Annotated in this window: 10 protein-coding genes; 1 reads left to right on the top strand and 9 read right to left on the bottom strand. The window is 38.8% G+C overall.

The window, feature by feature from the left end; all coding sequences use genetic code 11:
* Positions 1-109: 109 nt before the first annotated feature.
* From ACUW6H_RS00050 to recJ, 8 genes are all read right to left on the bottom strand, one after another.
* Complete coding sequence (locus ACUW6H_RS00050) at positions 110-964, bottom strand: metallophosphoesterase family protein (protein WP_454358970.1); 855 nt, start codon at positions 962-964, stop codon at positions 110-112.
* Positions 954-2,801, bottom strand: coding sequence for an excinuclease ABC subunit UvrC (gene uvrC / locus ACUW6H_RS00045; protein WP_454358968.1), 1,848 nt, complete (start codon positions 2,799-2,801; stop codon positions 954-956). The genes ACUW6H_RS00050 and uvrC overlap by 11 nt, the downstream gene beginning before the upstream one ends.
* A 101-nt stretch (positions 2,802-2,902) precedes the next feature.
* Entirely contained in the window at positions 2,903-3,604 is a 702-nt protein-coding gene (locus ACUW6H_RS00040) for a M57 family metalloprotease (RefSeq protein WP_454358966.1), read from the bottom strand.
* A 104-nt stretch (positions 3,605-3,708) separates the two neighbouring features.
* Positions 3,709-4,488, bottom strand: a complete 780-nt coding sequence (locus tag ACUW6H_RS00035; protein WP_084877811.1) for an alpha/beta hydrolase — start codon at positions 4,486-4,488, stop codon at positions 3,709-3,711.
* A 68-nt stretch (positions 4,489-4,556) separates the two neighbouring features.
* Entirely contained in the window at positions 4,557-6,218 is a 1,662-nt protein-coding gene (locus tag ACUW6H_RS00030) for a ribonuclease J (RefSeq protein WP_454358964.1), read from the bottom strand.
* A gap of 499 nt (positions 6,219-6,717) precedes the next feature.
* Positions 6,718-7,365 (bottom strand): COG3942 and LysM peptidoglycan-binding domain-containing protein, encoded by a 648-nt coding sequence (locus tag ACUW6H_RS00025; protein WP_096408015.1) that lies wholly within the window; start codon positions 7,363-7,365, stop codon positions 6,718-6,720.
* A gap of 358 nt (positions 7,366-7,723) precedes the next feature.
* Entirely contained in the window at positions 7,724-8,518 is a 795-nt protein-coding gene (locus ACUW6H_RS00020) for a hypothetical protein (RefSeq protein ID WP_231906663.1), read from the bottom strand.
* Between the two features lie 5 nt (positions 8,519-8,523).
* Complete coding sequence (gene recJ / locus ACUW6H_RS00015) at positions 8,524-10,740, bottom strand: single-stranded-DNA-specific exonuclease RecJ (RefSeq protein ID WP_454358961.1); 2,217 nt, start codon at positions 10,738-10,740, stop codon at positions 8,524-8,526.
* An 847-nt stretch (positions 10,741-11,587) separates the two neighbouring features.
* Between recJ and ACUW6H_RS00010 the strand changes: the two genes are divergently transcribed.
* The gene (locus ACUW6H_RS00010) at positions 11,588-12,025 is read left to right on the top strand and encodes a hypothetical protein (RefSeq protein ID WP_454358959.1); all 438 of its coding nucleotides are present in this window, start codon (positions 11,588-11,590) and stop codon (positions 12,023-12,025) included.
* Between the two features lie 37 nt (positions 12,026-12,062).
* Here the strand turns inward: ACUW6H_RS00010 and ACUW6H_RS00005 are convergent, their stop codons facing one another.
* Complete coding sequence (locus ACUW6H_RS00005) at positions 12,063-15,782, bottom strand: restriction endonuclease subunit S (RefSeq protein ID WP_454358957.1); 3,720 nt, start codon at positions 15,780-15,782, stop codon at positions 12,063-12,065.
* Between the last annotated feature and the right edge of the window lie 199 nt (positions 15,783-15,981).

Below are 15,981 nucleotides of genomic sequence, written 5' to 3'. Positions count from 1 at the left end.
TTTTTCATAGAAAGAAATTGGAACACGGATGAGTAACCAAACGAAGCCCATCATTTAAGTCAGGGATTCCCTCATCCAGTTCCAACTAATTTTCAGTTGCTTAAAGAAACTAGTCCATCTTATATTTTGACTTTATAGCCTCCAAAAATTTCTTCACATCCTCTACATACCCATGTTTTTCAATTAAACTAGCTAAGAGTTCTAGATTGTGCCCCCGATAGTTGTCATCTCGGCGTAGTTCTTCATACATTTCGATAAAGGGAAGCCCCTTGGACTTGGCCAATTCTAACTCCGCTTCGTAATCATAAGAAACTTTTCGAAATAGGATATTGACCAACTCACCATCTTCTACTTCTATCACGGCATACTGGGCACGGTGGTTTTTCAACGCCTCCCAGTCAAAATAGGGCATGCCAATCGTACCTGGATTGATGATTTGTTGCCCTTGACTTCCATAACGAAGCAACTGCTTGTGAACATGACCATAGACTGCCACGTCCGTTTCCGCATCTAGCAGTTGGTCAAATTTTTCTGTATCATTCCCAACCAACAAGTCACCTCCATAATTTTTGTCAGGTAAATTATGAGAGAGAGAAAAGCGCAGTCCGTCAACTTCTTTCTTTTCCAGCATAGGCAAGCTTCGTAGCCAGACAATCGTTGCAGGATCCATTCGCTCCATCAAAAACTGTGTCATACGCAAGAGCTGGACTTCCTGTGGGTCTTCTAAGCCATATTGCCCATCTAAAGCCTCAAGGACACAATCATCCCAATTGCCTCGAACACTTGCTGTGATAGGAAGTTCCTTTAACAGAGCGACCAAGTCATTTGCACCTGGACCAGGGAGGAAAATGTCTCCCATGAGCCAATATTCACTGGCTCCTTGAGTTTTAGCATCTGCAATCACTGCTTCTAGCGCCGTCGCATTGCCATGAATATCTGATAAAATTGCGATTTTATGGTTCATGATGATTTCCTTCCGTTTGGTAATTTACTCTCTCTTCTGCTACTTGAGCCCATTCCACTTCTTCCTGCGGGTTCAACTTTCTCTGAACAGCTTCTGCGACTGCCCTTGGCACACCAACTTCGACAATCTCATCCACACTGGCTTCTTTGATTTTAGTGAGAGATTTAAAATGCTTCATGAGATTCTGTTTGCGTTTAGGTCCCAGACCATCAATCCCATCCAGTTGTGATGAAAAGGAATTTTTTGAGCGCAGTTGGCGGTGGAAGGTGATAGCAAAGCGGTGTACCTCATCTTGAATGCGTTGGAGGAGGAAAAATTCCTGAGAATTGCGAGACAACTCCACCACTTCCAGTGGATCTCCAAAGAGCAGTTCATGGGTTTGGTGCTTATCATTCTTTTGCAGACCTGCAATTGGGATATCCAAACCTAGCTCTTCTTGGATGACTTGCTTGGCGATATTGACTTGACCTTGTCCCCCATCAATCACAATCAAATCTGGCGGGGTTAGACCATCACGCTGAACTCGGCCATAACGTCTGCGAATAACCTCACGCATACTAGCATAGTCATCTGGACCAACAACTGTTTTTATCTTGTACTTTCGGTAGTCTTTTTTACTCGGTTTGCCATTGACAAAGACCACCATGGCTGAAACAGGACTAGTTCCCATGATATTGGAGTTGTCGAAGGACTCAATGCGAACCGGAGTTGGTATTTGGAGCAAGTGTCCTAGATTTTCAATGGCTCCCTGAGTCTTTTCGACAGATTTTTCTAGCAGATTGAACTTCTGCTCCAGACTAACACGGGCATTTTTTATGGCTAGATTGACTAGCTGTTTTTTCTCTCCACGCTGGGGTTTGACAATCTTGGTATCCACCAAGGCCTTGACTGCTTCTTGGTCAATATCCTGCGGAATCAGTACCTCATTGGGAACCAGGTGAGATTTTTCTTGATAAAATTGTCCCACATAGGTCAAGAAGTCCTCGTCCGGATCATTGTAGTAGGGGAAGAGATTGACGTCGCGCTCGATGAGCTTACCTTGACGAACAAAGAAAACCTGGACACACATCCAGCCCTTGTCCACATAGTAGCCAAAGACGTCCCGATTTTGCAAATCTTTCGCCATGACCCGTTGCTTGGTCCGAAGTGTTCCAATCGCTTGAATCAGGTCACGGTATTCCGCCGCCCGTTCAAACTCCATACTTTGTGCTGCTACTGCCATTTTACCCTTGAGATCATCGATGATTTTGTCATCCTGTCCTTTTAAGAAGTCAGAAACCTCCTGAGCCATGGACTTGAAATAAGCCTCATCCTTTTTACAGATGGTGTGGGCCATACATTGGCCGATATGATAGTAAAAACAAACCTTAGATGGTGGATTGGTACACTTACGAAAAGGAAAAATTCGATCCAAGAGTCGCTTGATTTCATTGGCTGCCCCCACATCTGGATAAGGACCAAAATAAAGCCCTCCATCCTTTTTGACCTGACGAGTGATAATCAAGCGAGGATAGCGCTCATTGGTGATTTTGATAAAGGGATAGGACTTATCATCCTTGAGCATGATATTGTACTTGGGCTTGTTTTCCTTGATGAGGTTGATTTCTAAGAGAAGGGCCTCAATATTGGACTCAGTGACGATAAATTCAAAATCCACAATCTCAGATACCAGGGCTTCTGTCTTGGTATCATGACTTCCACGGAAATAGGAGCGCACACGATTGCGCAGATTTTTAGCCTTTCCGACATAGATAATGGTGCCGTTTTTATCTTTGTGAATGTAACAACCGGGACTGGTCGGCAAGAGCTCTAGTTTTGATTTGATCAAGTTATTCATAGTTCCATTATAGCAAAAAGGCTGTAACAGGACGAACAAAAAGCCCCACCGATCACTTGATGGAGGAGCTTTGATTTCATCTCGGATTGCACCGACTTCATCTAGTCGCTACCGGTATAGAGTTCTTGAACAGCCTTCACATCTTGAGGCTGAATCCCATAGTAGGAACCTGCTGGCTGCATGACAGAAGTTTCGTTGGTATGATCCAATCCGATGGCATGCCCCAGCTCGTGCTCCGCCGTGTGCACGATCCGTTCATAAGAATAACCATAGTTTGGATTGGATAGATAATAGTGATTCAGGCGAACCGTTACAGAGATAAATTGTTTGGTTAACAAATTAGTTTGACTCTCGGCTTGACCAGCTACAGCGGTCGATCCATCATTCATCTCACTTGCCACAATATCTGCCTGGCTAGGATCCGCAACCACCTCAAAGGTAAAGGCTCCCGTTTGATTCCAGTTTTTTATGGCTTCTGCATAGGCACCTTGGAAGGTCTCATCCATTTGAGGCTCAATATAGATGCGAGCTGAGGCCTGAGCCCACTTTCCTTCTGCATGTTGGTGACTGTCTGTCTGAGACAAGACTTCCAGCGTTCCCGTCTCCCTCCATTGATTCCAGCCACCTTGACCAATCTTGCTCATTTTTTCAACCTGATTGACCGCAGAATGAAAATCACCAGACAGATACCAAACCACTCCAAAGGCAATGAGAAGTAGAATGACCACGGTCCAAACCAGACGCCAGAAGAAACGCCAAATTCCCAAAAGAAATCGGAAGAATAGTCGAATAATCCAGAACATGACGTCCCACCTTTCATAAAAATAAGAACCTATCTTGAAATCACATTCTACTTGATCAAGATAGATTCTCTATTTTACTGAAGAAAGCTGAAAGAAACCTAAAACTAAGATAAGCGCTCTTCCAAGACAAAGTCAATTGGTAGAGTAGCCAAAAAACGCTCCAATTGTTTTTCCCAGTAGTACCACTCGTGCTTACCTGGACTATGACTATAGGTCACCTCAAAACCTAGTTTTTTGAGGTTTTTCACTGCGAGATTATTGGCAGAGTAGAGATAGTCTTGTTCCCCACACCAAGCCCATAGTTTGGTCTTTTTATCGGATTTTTCAGCAATGCTTTCAAGCGAATGAGGACTAGCTGTCCAGTCTTTAATCTCTCCAAAAACTCCTCGCCAGTAGGCAAGTGACCCCAGATCCTGACTTTCAGGAGAAAATTCCTGAAAACTGAGCGCACCAGAAAAACTAGCCGCATGAGAAAAACGATTTGTCGATAGAGCGAGTTTGAAGGAACCATATCCTCCCATGGAGAGGCCTGCTATGAAAGTTTTTTCTCGCTTGCTGGTCATATTGGGGAAGAAACGTTTCATGACTTGGGGTAGTTCTTCTGCTAGAGCAGTATAGTAGTTATAGCCATACTGAGTATCTGTGTACCAGCCATTGCTAGTATTGGGCATGATAACAATGAGATTGGTTCCACGCAACAAGCGCTCGACATTGGTACGTTTGAGCCAGCTATTTTGGTTTCCTGACATTCCGTGCAAAAGATAAAGAACAGGAATATCTGTGCAATCTGGTTCAGTCACCCGACTGGCATCCGGATAGAGCACGGTAACGCCCCACTCCATATCCAAAACTTTTGAGTAATACTCAATATTCATAACTGCCATGGTTGTCTCCTTTTACTATTCTATAAGAAAAAGCCGAATTTCGACTTTTTCTGTAGGTATTCTGCTTATTATTTTGCTTCCATCACGACTGGCAAGATTGCTGGGCGACGCTTGGTTTGATCAAAGAGGTACTTGGTCAGATTGTCACGAACCTTGCCTTTGAGATCTGCCCAATCAAAGTCATCACCTTGAAGATACTCTTCTACCGTTTGGTTAATCAATTCCGAACTTTCACGGAGAATATCACGACTCTTCTTGAGATAAACAAATCCACGCGTATGGACACGAGCCTTGGCCACAATTTTCTTCTCACGACGGTTGACAGTGATAGCCACGATAAAGATTCCATCCTCTGACAAGACCTTACGGTCACGAAGGACGACATTTCCAACATCCCCGATGGCATTTCCGTCAATCAAGACATCACCTGCAGAAACTCCACCAGCAGGAACAAAGTCTCCATGTTCATAAGACATGGTCGTTCCCTTTTTAGGGATGAAAATGCGTTCTGGCAACATTCCAACTGCCATGGCAGCCTTGGCATGCGCATCCAACTCACGGTACTCCCCTTGGATAGGGAAGAGGTAGTTTGGTTGCAAAAGATTGATCATCAACTGAAGATCACGCGCATTCCCGTGTCCAGATACTCGCAAACTTTGGGTAATGAGTTTCACCACACCACCAGCTTGGTAGATCATATTTTCCACACGCGCCATGACAGCTTCTTTAGCGATAGATGGAGTCGTTACGATATAGACCAAGTCCCCATCTTTGATTTCCACATAACGGTGGCGTCCGATAGACATCTTACGAAGTCCATTGATCGGTTCACCCATACGACCAGTCTCAAGGATAATCAACTCATGATCTTCAAAACGAGACATTTCTTTTGGTTTAATCAAGAGACTTTCATTAGCTAGAGATAATTTTTTGAGACGAATCGCAGTGCGGACGATATTTTCAATATCAAATCCAGTCAAAACAACTCTGCGACCTGTATCTGCTGCAGCATCAAAAACCTGCTGGATACGAGAAAGGTTGCTGGCAACTGCGGCAACGATGATACGACCTTCCCAGTCTGCAATGGTCTGGGTAATTTCATCCCCAACTTCACTCTCGCTCGCTACTTGGATATTGCTGTCCGCATTAGCCGAATCACTGAGAAGAGCCAAGACACCCTCACGACCAATCTCGGCCAAGCGACCAAAATCAGTCGCATAGGATTCGCTAGCTGTCTGGTCAAACTTGAAGTCACCTGTGTAAACAATGCTCCCTTTTGGAGTTTTCAAGACGACTCCCAAACTTTCTGGAATGGAGTGAGTTGTACGGAAGAAGGAAACCACCGTTCCCCCAAAGTCAATCTCCGTATCTTCATCAATCACATGGAAGTCATTGAATTTCTTAACCGTATCATTTCCTTTAACAAAGAGTTTTGCTAACTCGATGGTCAACTCAGAGCCAAACACAGGCACCTTAGCCTCTGCCAAAAGGTAAGGAAGAGCTCCAATGGCATCCGCATGTCCGTGGGTCAAGAAGACCCCAGCGATACGATCACTATTTTCAAAAAGGTATTCCATATTTGGAATGACGACGTCGACCCCAAGCTGTTCATTTTCAGGGTATTTAAGCCCCGCATCCAAAACAAAAATTGAATTGCCAATCTCAGCAATGTACATATTTTTCCCGTTTTCACGCACACCACCTAGTGTTGTTAAACTGATATTACTCATTTTTCCTCCGAAACCTTAGTTTATCTTGATTATAGGGTAGGTTCACCCTCTTATTCTAAAAGTTCTCAAACTCTCAGCCGAATCTTTTCCTACCATTATACCATTTTTTTGATTATTTTCAAAATGAAGATCGGTTTTTAACTAGAGATTAGTCACTACTTTGAATCAAATCTTTTTACTTTGACTTCTCTTTTGGAGGCTTCATCGAAGATAATAGAACGATTATACCATCAAAATTATGGACCTTCTGAATCAATTTGATTTCAGATACCTTTCTCGAACTCTAAATTTCTCTTTTAGTTCAAAAAACTTGCTTTTACCTCTCGACTTGAGAACTATTTTCTACAAAGACATGATTTATCTGCATCTAAAAGCGAGAATTTCCTGTTCGCTACAGAATCTAAAAATTTCAGCAATTAGCCATTAAGATGGAGGTTAACGATAGGAAATTTCTTCAAAAAGAAAAAAGACTTAGAAATTCTAAATCTTTTTATCATCTTTAGTTTGGATAGATATAAGTGACGTTTCCTAAAAATTCATGAGGATTAAAGAAGCCACGATAATTTGCAATCTGCTTTTGACGTCTGTAGTTTGCTTCCAATACCTGGATAGAGTTTTCACTTTGAACATCTGTGACATAAGCAACGTGTCCATATTCACCACCGTCCCAAACGGCGATTGCTCCTACTACTGGAACACTTCCTGTCTTATAACCTTGAGCACTCGCATAGATTGCCCACGTGTTGGCATTTCCCCACCAGTTGCTAGCCCAAGGAGCTAATTCTTTCACACCCCATGTACACTGACCAACAGGATAAGAGTTTCCATAGTTTGTTGGAGTCTTTTCGATAACATTTTCTGTATCTGATACCACGTTCGCAGTGCTAGCTGGAGCACTGTAGGTAGAGCTAGCCTGAGCTGAACCACTCACTTGTAGAACATCTCCTGGGTGGATAGTATCAAAAATGGTTTTTCCATTCAAAGCTGCTAACTCATACGGATCCATGCCGTTTGCAGTTGCGATGGCATAGAATGAATCACCGTCTTGGACAACGTAAGAGTTCGCGTGCACAGTTTGAGCCCCAACTGTAGCCAAAATAGCGGTAGAAGTCAAACCAAGAGTCAGTTTCGTAACTGTTTTTTTCATAACTATATTCCCCTTATATTTTCTTGATAAGAAAATCATACTTGATTTACATGTCAGTTCGTTTAGAGTTATATTTAAGTCATGTTACAAAAATTTATACTTTTACTACATAATGTTTAAAAGCAGACATCGTATAAAGTGATAGAAGAGAATAAAAAATGAATCATTTTTCCCAATTTTTACATCAGTGAACCACTCAAAAGACCGTCTTATCAACCACTCCCACATCAAACATTTATCTGACAAAAAGAGACCGAGATAGGTCATCTCAGTCCCTTTCTATCTATTACTCCATTAAAAAATCATAAATTTCTTGCACCGTACCCAGCGCCATCATTTCTTGATTTTTTACAGTTTGTTAGCTATCTTTTTCTACTAAGTCCGGAAAATAACTTTCAAAATATGCCTTGGTAAGGCTACATAAGGATAATTCCTTGTTCTCAAACTTCACAGACCTTTTTTGATCATTAATTCCTTCTAATTTTAAATCATAGACATACTCATTTTCTAAAATATCAATAAAAAATATTCTAATCTTTTCAATATCTTCAATTTTTGAGTCAAAATGTAACAGTAGATTGTTTGAGGTTTTCTTATCAATCATAAATCTTTCTTCAGCCTTTAATTTATGATTACCTCCCGATCCATTTTTTTCTATATATTCTATTTTATCAATTAAGGCATGACCTAACCCAATATTTCTAATTTTTATAAGAATAGCAGTCGATACTTCATTTTGAGCATCTTCTTTGTTAATCTTTATATAATTATACTGACAGATACAATATTCCTTGACTTGGTTTAAAGATATTTCCAAACAATTAGAGGTCTGTGTATCTTTACTTTCCATTTGTTCATAATTTAATCCAACATTCCATATTGGTCTCACTGAGTCACGTTTTTTTTCCCTATATTTTGTATTTTCATTCTTTAGAGTATATACGATCAAATAACTCCCAATAATTGACCCATAATAAGCTAACCAATCAAAGTCTATTGTTTTTCTCAAATTAATACCAAAATCTTCAATTCCAAAGTACGTTTTTAAAAAAATTTTTACAATAGCATACAATATAGGTAAAAAAGACACAAAAAAGAATATTACTATTACTTTATCTTTAACAATCCAGCTTGAAATTTTCTTTAAAGACATCATGCTTATCCTTTCAAAAAGTCATAAATTTCCTGCACCGTACCTAGCGCCATCATCTCTTGGTCTTTAACGGTCTGTTTGAGATTTTGGTAAATCTGACTTTCAGCAATTTCCCTTTTCGGCGCTTCTTTATTGACTGTCATGACACCATCTTTGATCGTCACAAAGCCCAGCTCTTCAAATACTTGGATCATCTTGACCAGCAAGATTTGTTGGATATTGAGATAAGCCGCCAATTCTTTCAGCTTGTAGCGAATATCAAACTCTGGGAACTGGTAAATGGTCTTGTACAATTTTGCAAACTGTTCTCTAGTCCCGTAACCTGTCAGATAGTAGGCCTTGTCAATGTCGTTCTTGAAATAGACCGCAGAGAAATTTTGTTCCTGAAAAACGGCCTTCAGCAGGCTAATATCCTCAGGAATGGTTTTCACAACAACCGCTTCACTGGTCGCTAATTCTGGTAATTCTCCAGCAAAGTCCAAGACCGGAACCCCTTCTGGCAAGACTGCATTCTTCCCACGAATGTTAAAGAGTTGAACACCTTCCACTCGTGCATCCACCATCATCAACTGGAGGGCAGTTTGGCCATTCCATTGGTTAACAGACAGAGTGACTGCCAATTCTAGATTCTTGGTTTGAGCAAACTCCATCGCCCATCTACCTTGACCAAAGGCTACCACTTCAAAACTAGCTTCTCCCTTAGAAATTTTTAATTTGAGGTGAGTATTTCCCGCCCCCATACTGCGAGCACTCTCGACATTGAAATCCCTGATGTAGAAAACAGGTTTCTGATTATCCATCCCAAAAGGTGCCAAGCGTTCAAAACTTTTGACCGTTTCCAAGCTAAGCGTCTCCAAGTCTAGCTCTTCATCTAGATTTAACTTGTTCTTGCCTCTAGCATCTGCACCTTTTTCACAGACATAGTCTTCCAAAACCTGAGATAAATCTGAAAGTTTCTCGACTTCCAGCGTCATTCCTGCTGCACCAGCATGGCCGCCAAAGGCGATGAAGAGGTCTCGATGAGGATCCAGAGCCTCAAAAATATCGACCGCCTCCACACTACGAGCACTACCCTTGGCACGACCATCTTCTATATTAAGAACGATAACTGTCTGCCCTAGTTCTTCCAACAAACGACCAGCAACGATACCCAGAACGCCAGGATTCCAGCCTTCCTTAGCCAAAACCTGGACCTTCTTCTCAGGATCCACCATGGTCTTAGCTTCTTCATAGATAGATTGTACAATTTCCTTGCGCTCTTCATTTTTCTGGTGAATCATAAGGGCAATCTCGTGCGCTTCCTCGCCGTCAAATCCAGTCAACAAATCAATAGCTGGATTAGGATCGTCCAAGCGCCCCAAGGCATTTAAACGAGGGGCAATCTGAAAGCCAACCGTTTCTTCTGTCACTTCGTTAGCAGCAATCCCAGCCATGTCCAGCATTTCTTGCAGACCGATGCGCTGAGTATGCCCCAACATTTCCAGACCATATTGAACCAAGATACGGTTTTCATCCGTCAGACTCACCATATCAGCAATGGTCCCGATGGCAACCAAATCAAGCAACTCCACTTGTACTTCTTCTAAGAGGGCACAAGCTAACTTGAAAGCAACTCCGCAACCAGCCAGATATTTGAATGGATAGTCAGCATCCGGATGTTCAGGGTGGACAATCGCATAGGCATCAGGTAGGGTTTCAGGCATGGAATGATGGTCAGTCACAATGACATCCACTCCCATAGACTGAGCTAGTTCAATAGCCTCGTGACCTGCAACCCCATTGTCCACTGTCACAATCAAGGAAATCCCCTCTTGCTCGATAAAGTATTTATAGACACTGGCATTAGGGCCATAGCCATCTGTAAAGCGATTGGGCAGGTAAACACGACACTCGGCACCAAGTTGTTCCAAACTTTCCTTCACAATCGAAGCCGAAGTCATACCATCCGCATCATAGTCTCCATAGATGAGGATGTTTTCCCCTTCTTCAATTGCCTGACGAATCCGCTCCACTGCCTTGTCCATATCATGGAGCAGATAGGGATCGTGCAAGTCTTCCAAAGAAGGTTCTAAGAACTTCTTTAGACTTTCTTCGTTCTGAATCCCTCTTTCAAATAATAACCGAGCCACCTCAGGACCCAGTCCAGCCTTCTTGGCTATCTTTGTAAAATCCGCATCTTCAACCTGCGGGGCAAACTGCCATTCATAAGTAGGAGTTATCAAAAAAACATCCACTCTTTCTAAGAATTCTATCGTTTCATTATAACACGATTTAGGCTTTTTCTCTATCCAGATTGCTTTTTATTATACTATCTAATAATGGTGTGATAGCCAAAACTCTACTATAACAACTTTTTTAACTCTGATAACCTTATTTTTAGGCTATTTCTTGCTGTGAAATCATCTCATTCCCTTTTATAATTATAGCATATTATATTGAACCAATAGAGGGTTAGAGAGGCATTTTATGCCTAAGAAAAACTTGAATTTAGATGATGTCATGGTTTATATTAAGAAATTGCCATTTACTCAATTCAAAAGTGTTATAGAACATTACTCAAACCACCCAAGACAGCGATTTCTCCGCTCCCCTTAACAAACCGACCATTTCAAACTTCGAGCAACGTTTAGAGCGCTTAGAAATAAATTCTTCATATCCTACTTGCTCCTCTCACAATATAGTTAAAAATGATCATAAGAATAATATCCAACAATTCAGACGCAAAGAGTGCAACAGGAGGTTGACTCGCTTTACAGACACTATCCTAGAAAAGACACGTTGGCATAGAGATATTTAGATTAAAGTTTTAGAAATGACAATTAACATCTATTTCATACACGATATGATAAACGTTTTGACTAATGATAATGGTTGTGAAGGTATCAATTAAAAACCGTTTGTCTTTGGAGAATGAAACCGATTCACGCTCTAGCTAAAATGCCTATACCAAAGTTGACAGGACCAGAAGGGAAGTCGGAAGTTAAAATCCATTATCGTAAATAACATTGAGCGTAAAGATAGAATTGTCAGTTAAGAAACCCTCCTCACTATGTCAGATCATCAAATTTCTTGAAAGTCATAGGTAACTACGACTATATCATTCAAGCAACAGAAGAATTTGAAAAGAAAGCCAACAAAAAGGTATTAAAACACCTCTACTATGAAGGGATAACAGACAAAATAACGAACCATGGTGAAATCCTATTTGATACTTTCAACGATATAAAGTACCAAAATGTACTTTCTCTTGCTCGTGTCAATGAACTGAATAACGAGATTAAGCAATATATCTATCGTGATATGACAAATGTATCAACTAAGCAAATTCAAGATTACATTGGATTTTTCACTTATATCAGAAATTGGAGAACCACTAACAGTCATTACCCCACTTTTCAAAGCGATGCAGAAAGTATCTTCATCAAGATTTTGAAAACAAAGAAAAACCTTACTTCAACCGAAGTAAGGAAAAAGAAAATATCATTACCGAAACCAACTCATAGATGAAGAAGATTTGGAAGTGATGCGATCTAGTGGGTATGTGTTATAAACTATTTTTTAATTGATTGATGGTTTCATCAATAGTATGTATGTGTTCCAAAAATTCTTTTTGCATATCAGCATCAACAAACGGAATCTGTAAGTTCTTTAACGAAGATATACTCAACTTTGGCGTTCCTGTCCTTGTCGCAGAATGATTCAACTGTTGCTGTATAGAATCAGCCGTCAATATTTGAGCGATATAGTCCCTGTGTAATAGTTCATTTGCTGTTACTTTATGGGCATTTTCTGTTAGCGATACAGTATAGCCTTCAGGTACTGTTGGTAAAACACCCACTTTTCCAATAGTTCCTGCGGCTGAAATGTAGACATCAGATTCTTTCAATTCGTAACGCTTAATAACTTCAAACGTTTTATCATCAATAAACTTAGACTTTTCTAAATTGATACCACCATCTTCAAAATCTCCGACTGTTGGATAATAATGAGTAGTTTCAAATGGAGAATAATCAAGTTCTTTAGGAATCCTTTTCCCCCCAGAAATTTTAATAATCTTTTTCTCTTCAAGACTACCTAGTGTCTCTATGGAAACCTTCTGATTTTTGACAAAATTTGAAATAAATTCCCTTTTGATATTACGTTGTTTTTGTAACTCAAGTTCGTTCTTTAATTTCTGTTCATATTCATTTTTTAGAACAGACAGCAAATTTAGTGATGCTTCTGTTGAACGAGGGATTCTGAAATTCTCCATATCCGATATATAAATATGTTTCTGAACAGAACCTGCTGAATAGTTATAGATTGTGTCTTGCTTATTTTTCAATAAATAGTATAGCTGTCTAGTGGTATATGGGGAATTTTTTTTAGCTTTGATAGTGAAACTGTCAGAACTAAAAATAGGCTCACTATGATATGAAACATACCCTGCATAAGCACCACTCTTTGAAATAGTAATAACATCACCATCTCTATTTGCTTCGTCTATGTAGTAAGCAGGTGTTCTTCCACCAGCAATTACTGGAATATCTCCTGTTTCGATCTGGTCTAATGTAATAGATGTTCCATTTTCTAAGTCTGCATATTCTCGTAAACTTATAGTTTCAACATCTCCATAATCTTTAATATGTTCGCTAAACGCATTCTGAATACGTATTTTATTTATATTATTGATGTTATTAAAATCAACAAGTTTATATCCTTCAGTTATTCTGTAATATGGCATAATCACTTCATTTTTCTCTACATCATCTAAAGAATCTAAGAATGATGATCTTACAATTCTATCTAAAAAATAACCTTTCTCTCCATACAGAAGCGTTAAATCGTCGATTGTATAGTTTTTTATTCTAGGATGAATCCCTTCATGTCCCCTTCGACCAATAAATTTATATCCTAAAAGCTCAACTTCATCAGAACTTTTATCAGATTGAGATTGGATAACTACTAATTTGTTGCTCAATAAAGAAAAATATACCATTCTCTCATCTTCGATTTCTGAAATCTTTGTCATAATCTCTGATTGAGACAATGTGCTATTTTCAAACTTTCTTCTGTAAGTTTCAACAACTCTGTTATCAAAATTAAAATTCCCAGACCTGAAATCAATGTAGTCCTCTAGTGAAAAATTATGTCCATACACATTCTTAACATATTTTGAAATAAAATTTTCTTGACCATTGAAAGAAATGTCTTTAATCGTACTACCATCCATATAAGATAATGAACTGTACATAGTATCAAAATAATTTTTTTTGCGTTTGACACCAAAAATTGTAACAGTTTCAATACTTGTAGCTGAGAATGTTGCTTTTGGGTTTTTCATAATCGCTTTGATTTCAAAATCTCTAAGCAATAACTTTCTAGCTTCAACATAAATTGACGGTTCAGTATCTAAGATAGAAGATGGCAAAATAATAGCAACATAGCCTCCTTCTTTCAATAACTGTGATGCTCTTTCAATGAATAACGCCTCAATTTCCGAACTATTTTCAGTTAAAAACTTAGATAGTACAAAGTCCGTTGAAACATTTGGTAGCTCCTCTTGAAAATCATCCACATGATAAGGTGGATTTGCAATTAGAATGTCAAATCTATGGTTTTCTGTCTTCCCTCCTGTCACATACAAATCGTCAACATAATCTGATGAATCAAATGAGCTTAAACCGTTACCTCGTCTAATAATAGCATCCCCATCTCCATTTAAGAATGAGCTAACTTTAGATGTTTTAACAAGACGGTAGTCAACATCCAAACCATAAACATACTCACTTGACCATGTAAATGGGTCATTAAGAAATTGTTCAAAACGTTGTTTTTTATTACGAGATAGGTTATTACAATCAACTTGTTCTAACAAACACTGCGTTCTGTCCATATACTCTGTTAGAAAGTGTCCGCTTCCTGAAGCAAAGTCTATCATAAGTGGCAATAACTTCCTTGAATCATCTTTTAGAATTGATTCAATCTTATATTCCAGAGGTAATGATTCAACCATAAATCTAGCTAAAGGAACTGGCGTAAAGAATTGTCCCGATTCTTGCTTGAAACCATTTGCAAGTATATTTTCAAAGAAATCTCCTAAAAATTGTTGTTTTTTAGCATACTTAAACTTAAACGGTGCAATCAAGCGAACGAGTTCTTTCATCAATTCAATATTTTCATGATAAGTAACTTCATCATAAACATCCTTAAATTGAAAACTAGGATTATTTTTACTTTGTAACCTACGAACTAAATTGTAGATTTTTTCTCTTTCTGTGCTTGAAGTTTCAGGTTTCAATGAGTTATCAATCTCAGAAATTATTCTCTCAATATCTTTATCACTATCTATGTGAATTTCAATAAACTCTCGCAAACCTTGAGAATACAAAGAATCAATTTTAGATAAAAATTCCTCGTCAGTTTCCTCATTCAAAGTCTGAAATTTCAAAGGTTTTTTATCTGGCGTATTAAATTCATCAACAATTTTAGCTATAAACAAGTTCAGAACTCTATTGAACGCATTTGTTTTATCTGAAATACCGTGTCTCCTCAAAATTGTCAAAAAACGGTGGAAAATTAGCGAAGATGAACTTTCATTTAGTTCTTTTAAGTCATCTTGATAAAGAGTGATAAATTTATTTCCGTAAGGTTCAAGAGTTGAATCAATAGAAAAAGAATTTGATAATTTTGTTCTTAATTGCGTTGCGAATGAGGATGCACTGCCTGCTTTTTTCCATCCCTCTGTCGAAACAATGAAAGAATAATCTTCTACAAATTTATTGTGAAATCCTGCACTAACAACACCAATATACTTTGTATTCGTATTGAAAGAAAAATAACTCGCAATCTGACCTTGACAAAATTCTAACTCAGAAGCATATTTTTCAAATTCTTCCTCATCTTTTTTTACATCTAATATCAAAAATGGCGTATTTGTCTCATCATAAATAACAATATCAATATATCCTGATTTTCTCCCTACCTGAACTTCCTTCTCGATTGCAATTTTATCTGGCTTATACCCACTTTCAATAAGTTTAATAACCCAAAATAGCTGTACAATAGATTCTTTTTTCGATAAATTTGAGCTTCTACCGTGTTCAATATCAGACACTTTCCCCCAATTTATTTTTCCGTTTTTACCAGCATCGAAATCAACGACGAAAGTATTTATTTCTTTATCTTTATATTTTGCTACATATTGGAATCTATTTTCGTATCCATCCACAGGAACGAAGCCGATTACTTTAATAATTTTGTTAGCATTTTTTACAATAGCCATATCTCCCTCCTTAAACACCAAAAACAGAACTTACACGATTAGTAGTAAATTCTGTTTTTCTTGTAGCATAAAAAGAGGTTAAAGAAATAACCTTAATTACTTGTCTTGTCTTGTCTTGTCTTGTCTTGTCTTGTCTTGTCTTGTCTTGTCTTGTCTTGTCTTGTCTTGTCTTGTCTTGTCTTGTCTTGTCTTGTCTTGT

The organism is Streptococcus sp. 151470009-6 (assembly GCF_053628175.1).
The sequence above is the reverse complement of the archived record's forward strand: the minus strand, read 5'-3'. Positions and strand labels throughout refer to the sequence as shown.

Coding starts and splice junctions, on each gene's coding strand:
- ACUW6H_RS00050 (WP_454358970.1), bottom strand. CDS start 964: ATGAACCATAAAATCGCAATTTTATCAGATATTCATGGCAATGCGACG.
- uvrC (WP_454358968.1), bottom strand. CDS start 2,801: ATGAATAACTTGATCAAATCAAAACTAGAGCTCTTGCCGACCAGTCCC.
- ACUW6H_RS00040 (WP_454358966.1), bottom strand. CDS start 3,604: ATGTTCTGGATTATTCGACTATTCTTCCGATTTCTTTTGGGAATTTGG.
- ACUW6H_RS00035 (WP_084877811.1), bottom strand. CDS start 4,488: ATGGCAGTTATGAATATTGAGTATTACTCAAAAGTTTTGGATATGGAG.
- ACUW6H_RS00030 (WP_454358964.1), bottom strand. CDS start 6,218: ATGAGTAATATCAGTTTAACAACACTAGGTGGTGTGCGTGAAAACGGG.
- ACUW6H_RS00025 (WP_096408015.1), bottom strand. CDS start 7,365: ATGAAAAAAACAGTTACGAAACTGACTCTTGGTTTGACTTCTACCGCT.
- ACUW6H_RS00020 (WP_231906663.1), bottom strand. CDS start 8,518: ATGTCTTTAAAGAAAATTTCAAGCTGGATTGTTAAAGATAAAGTAATA.
- ACUW6H_RS00005 (WP_454358957.1), bottom strand. CDS start 15,782: ATGGCTATTGTAAAAAATGCTAACAAAATTATTAAAGTAATCGGCTTC.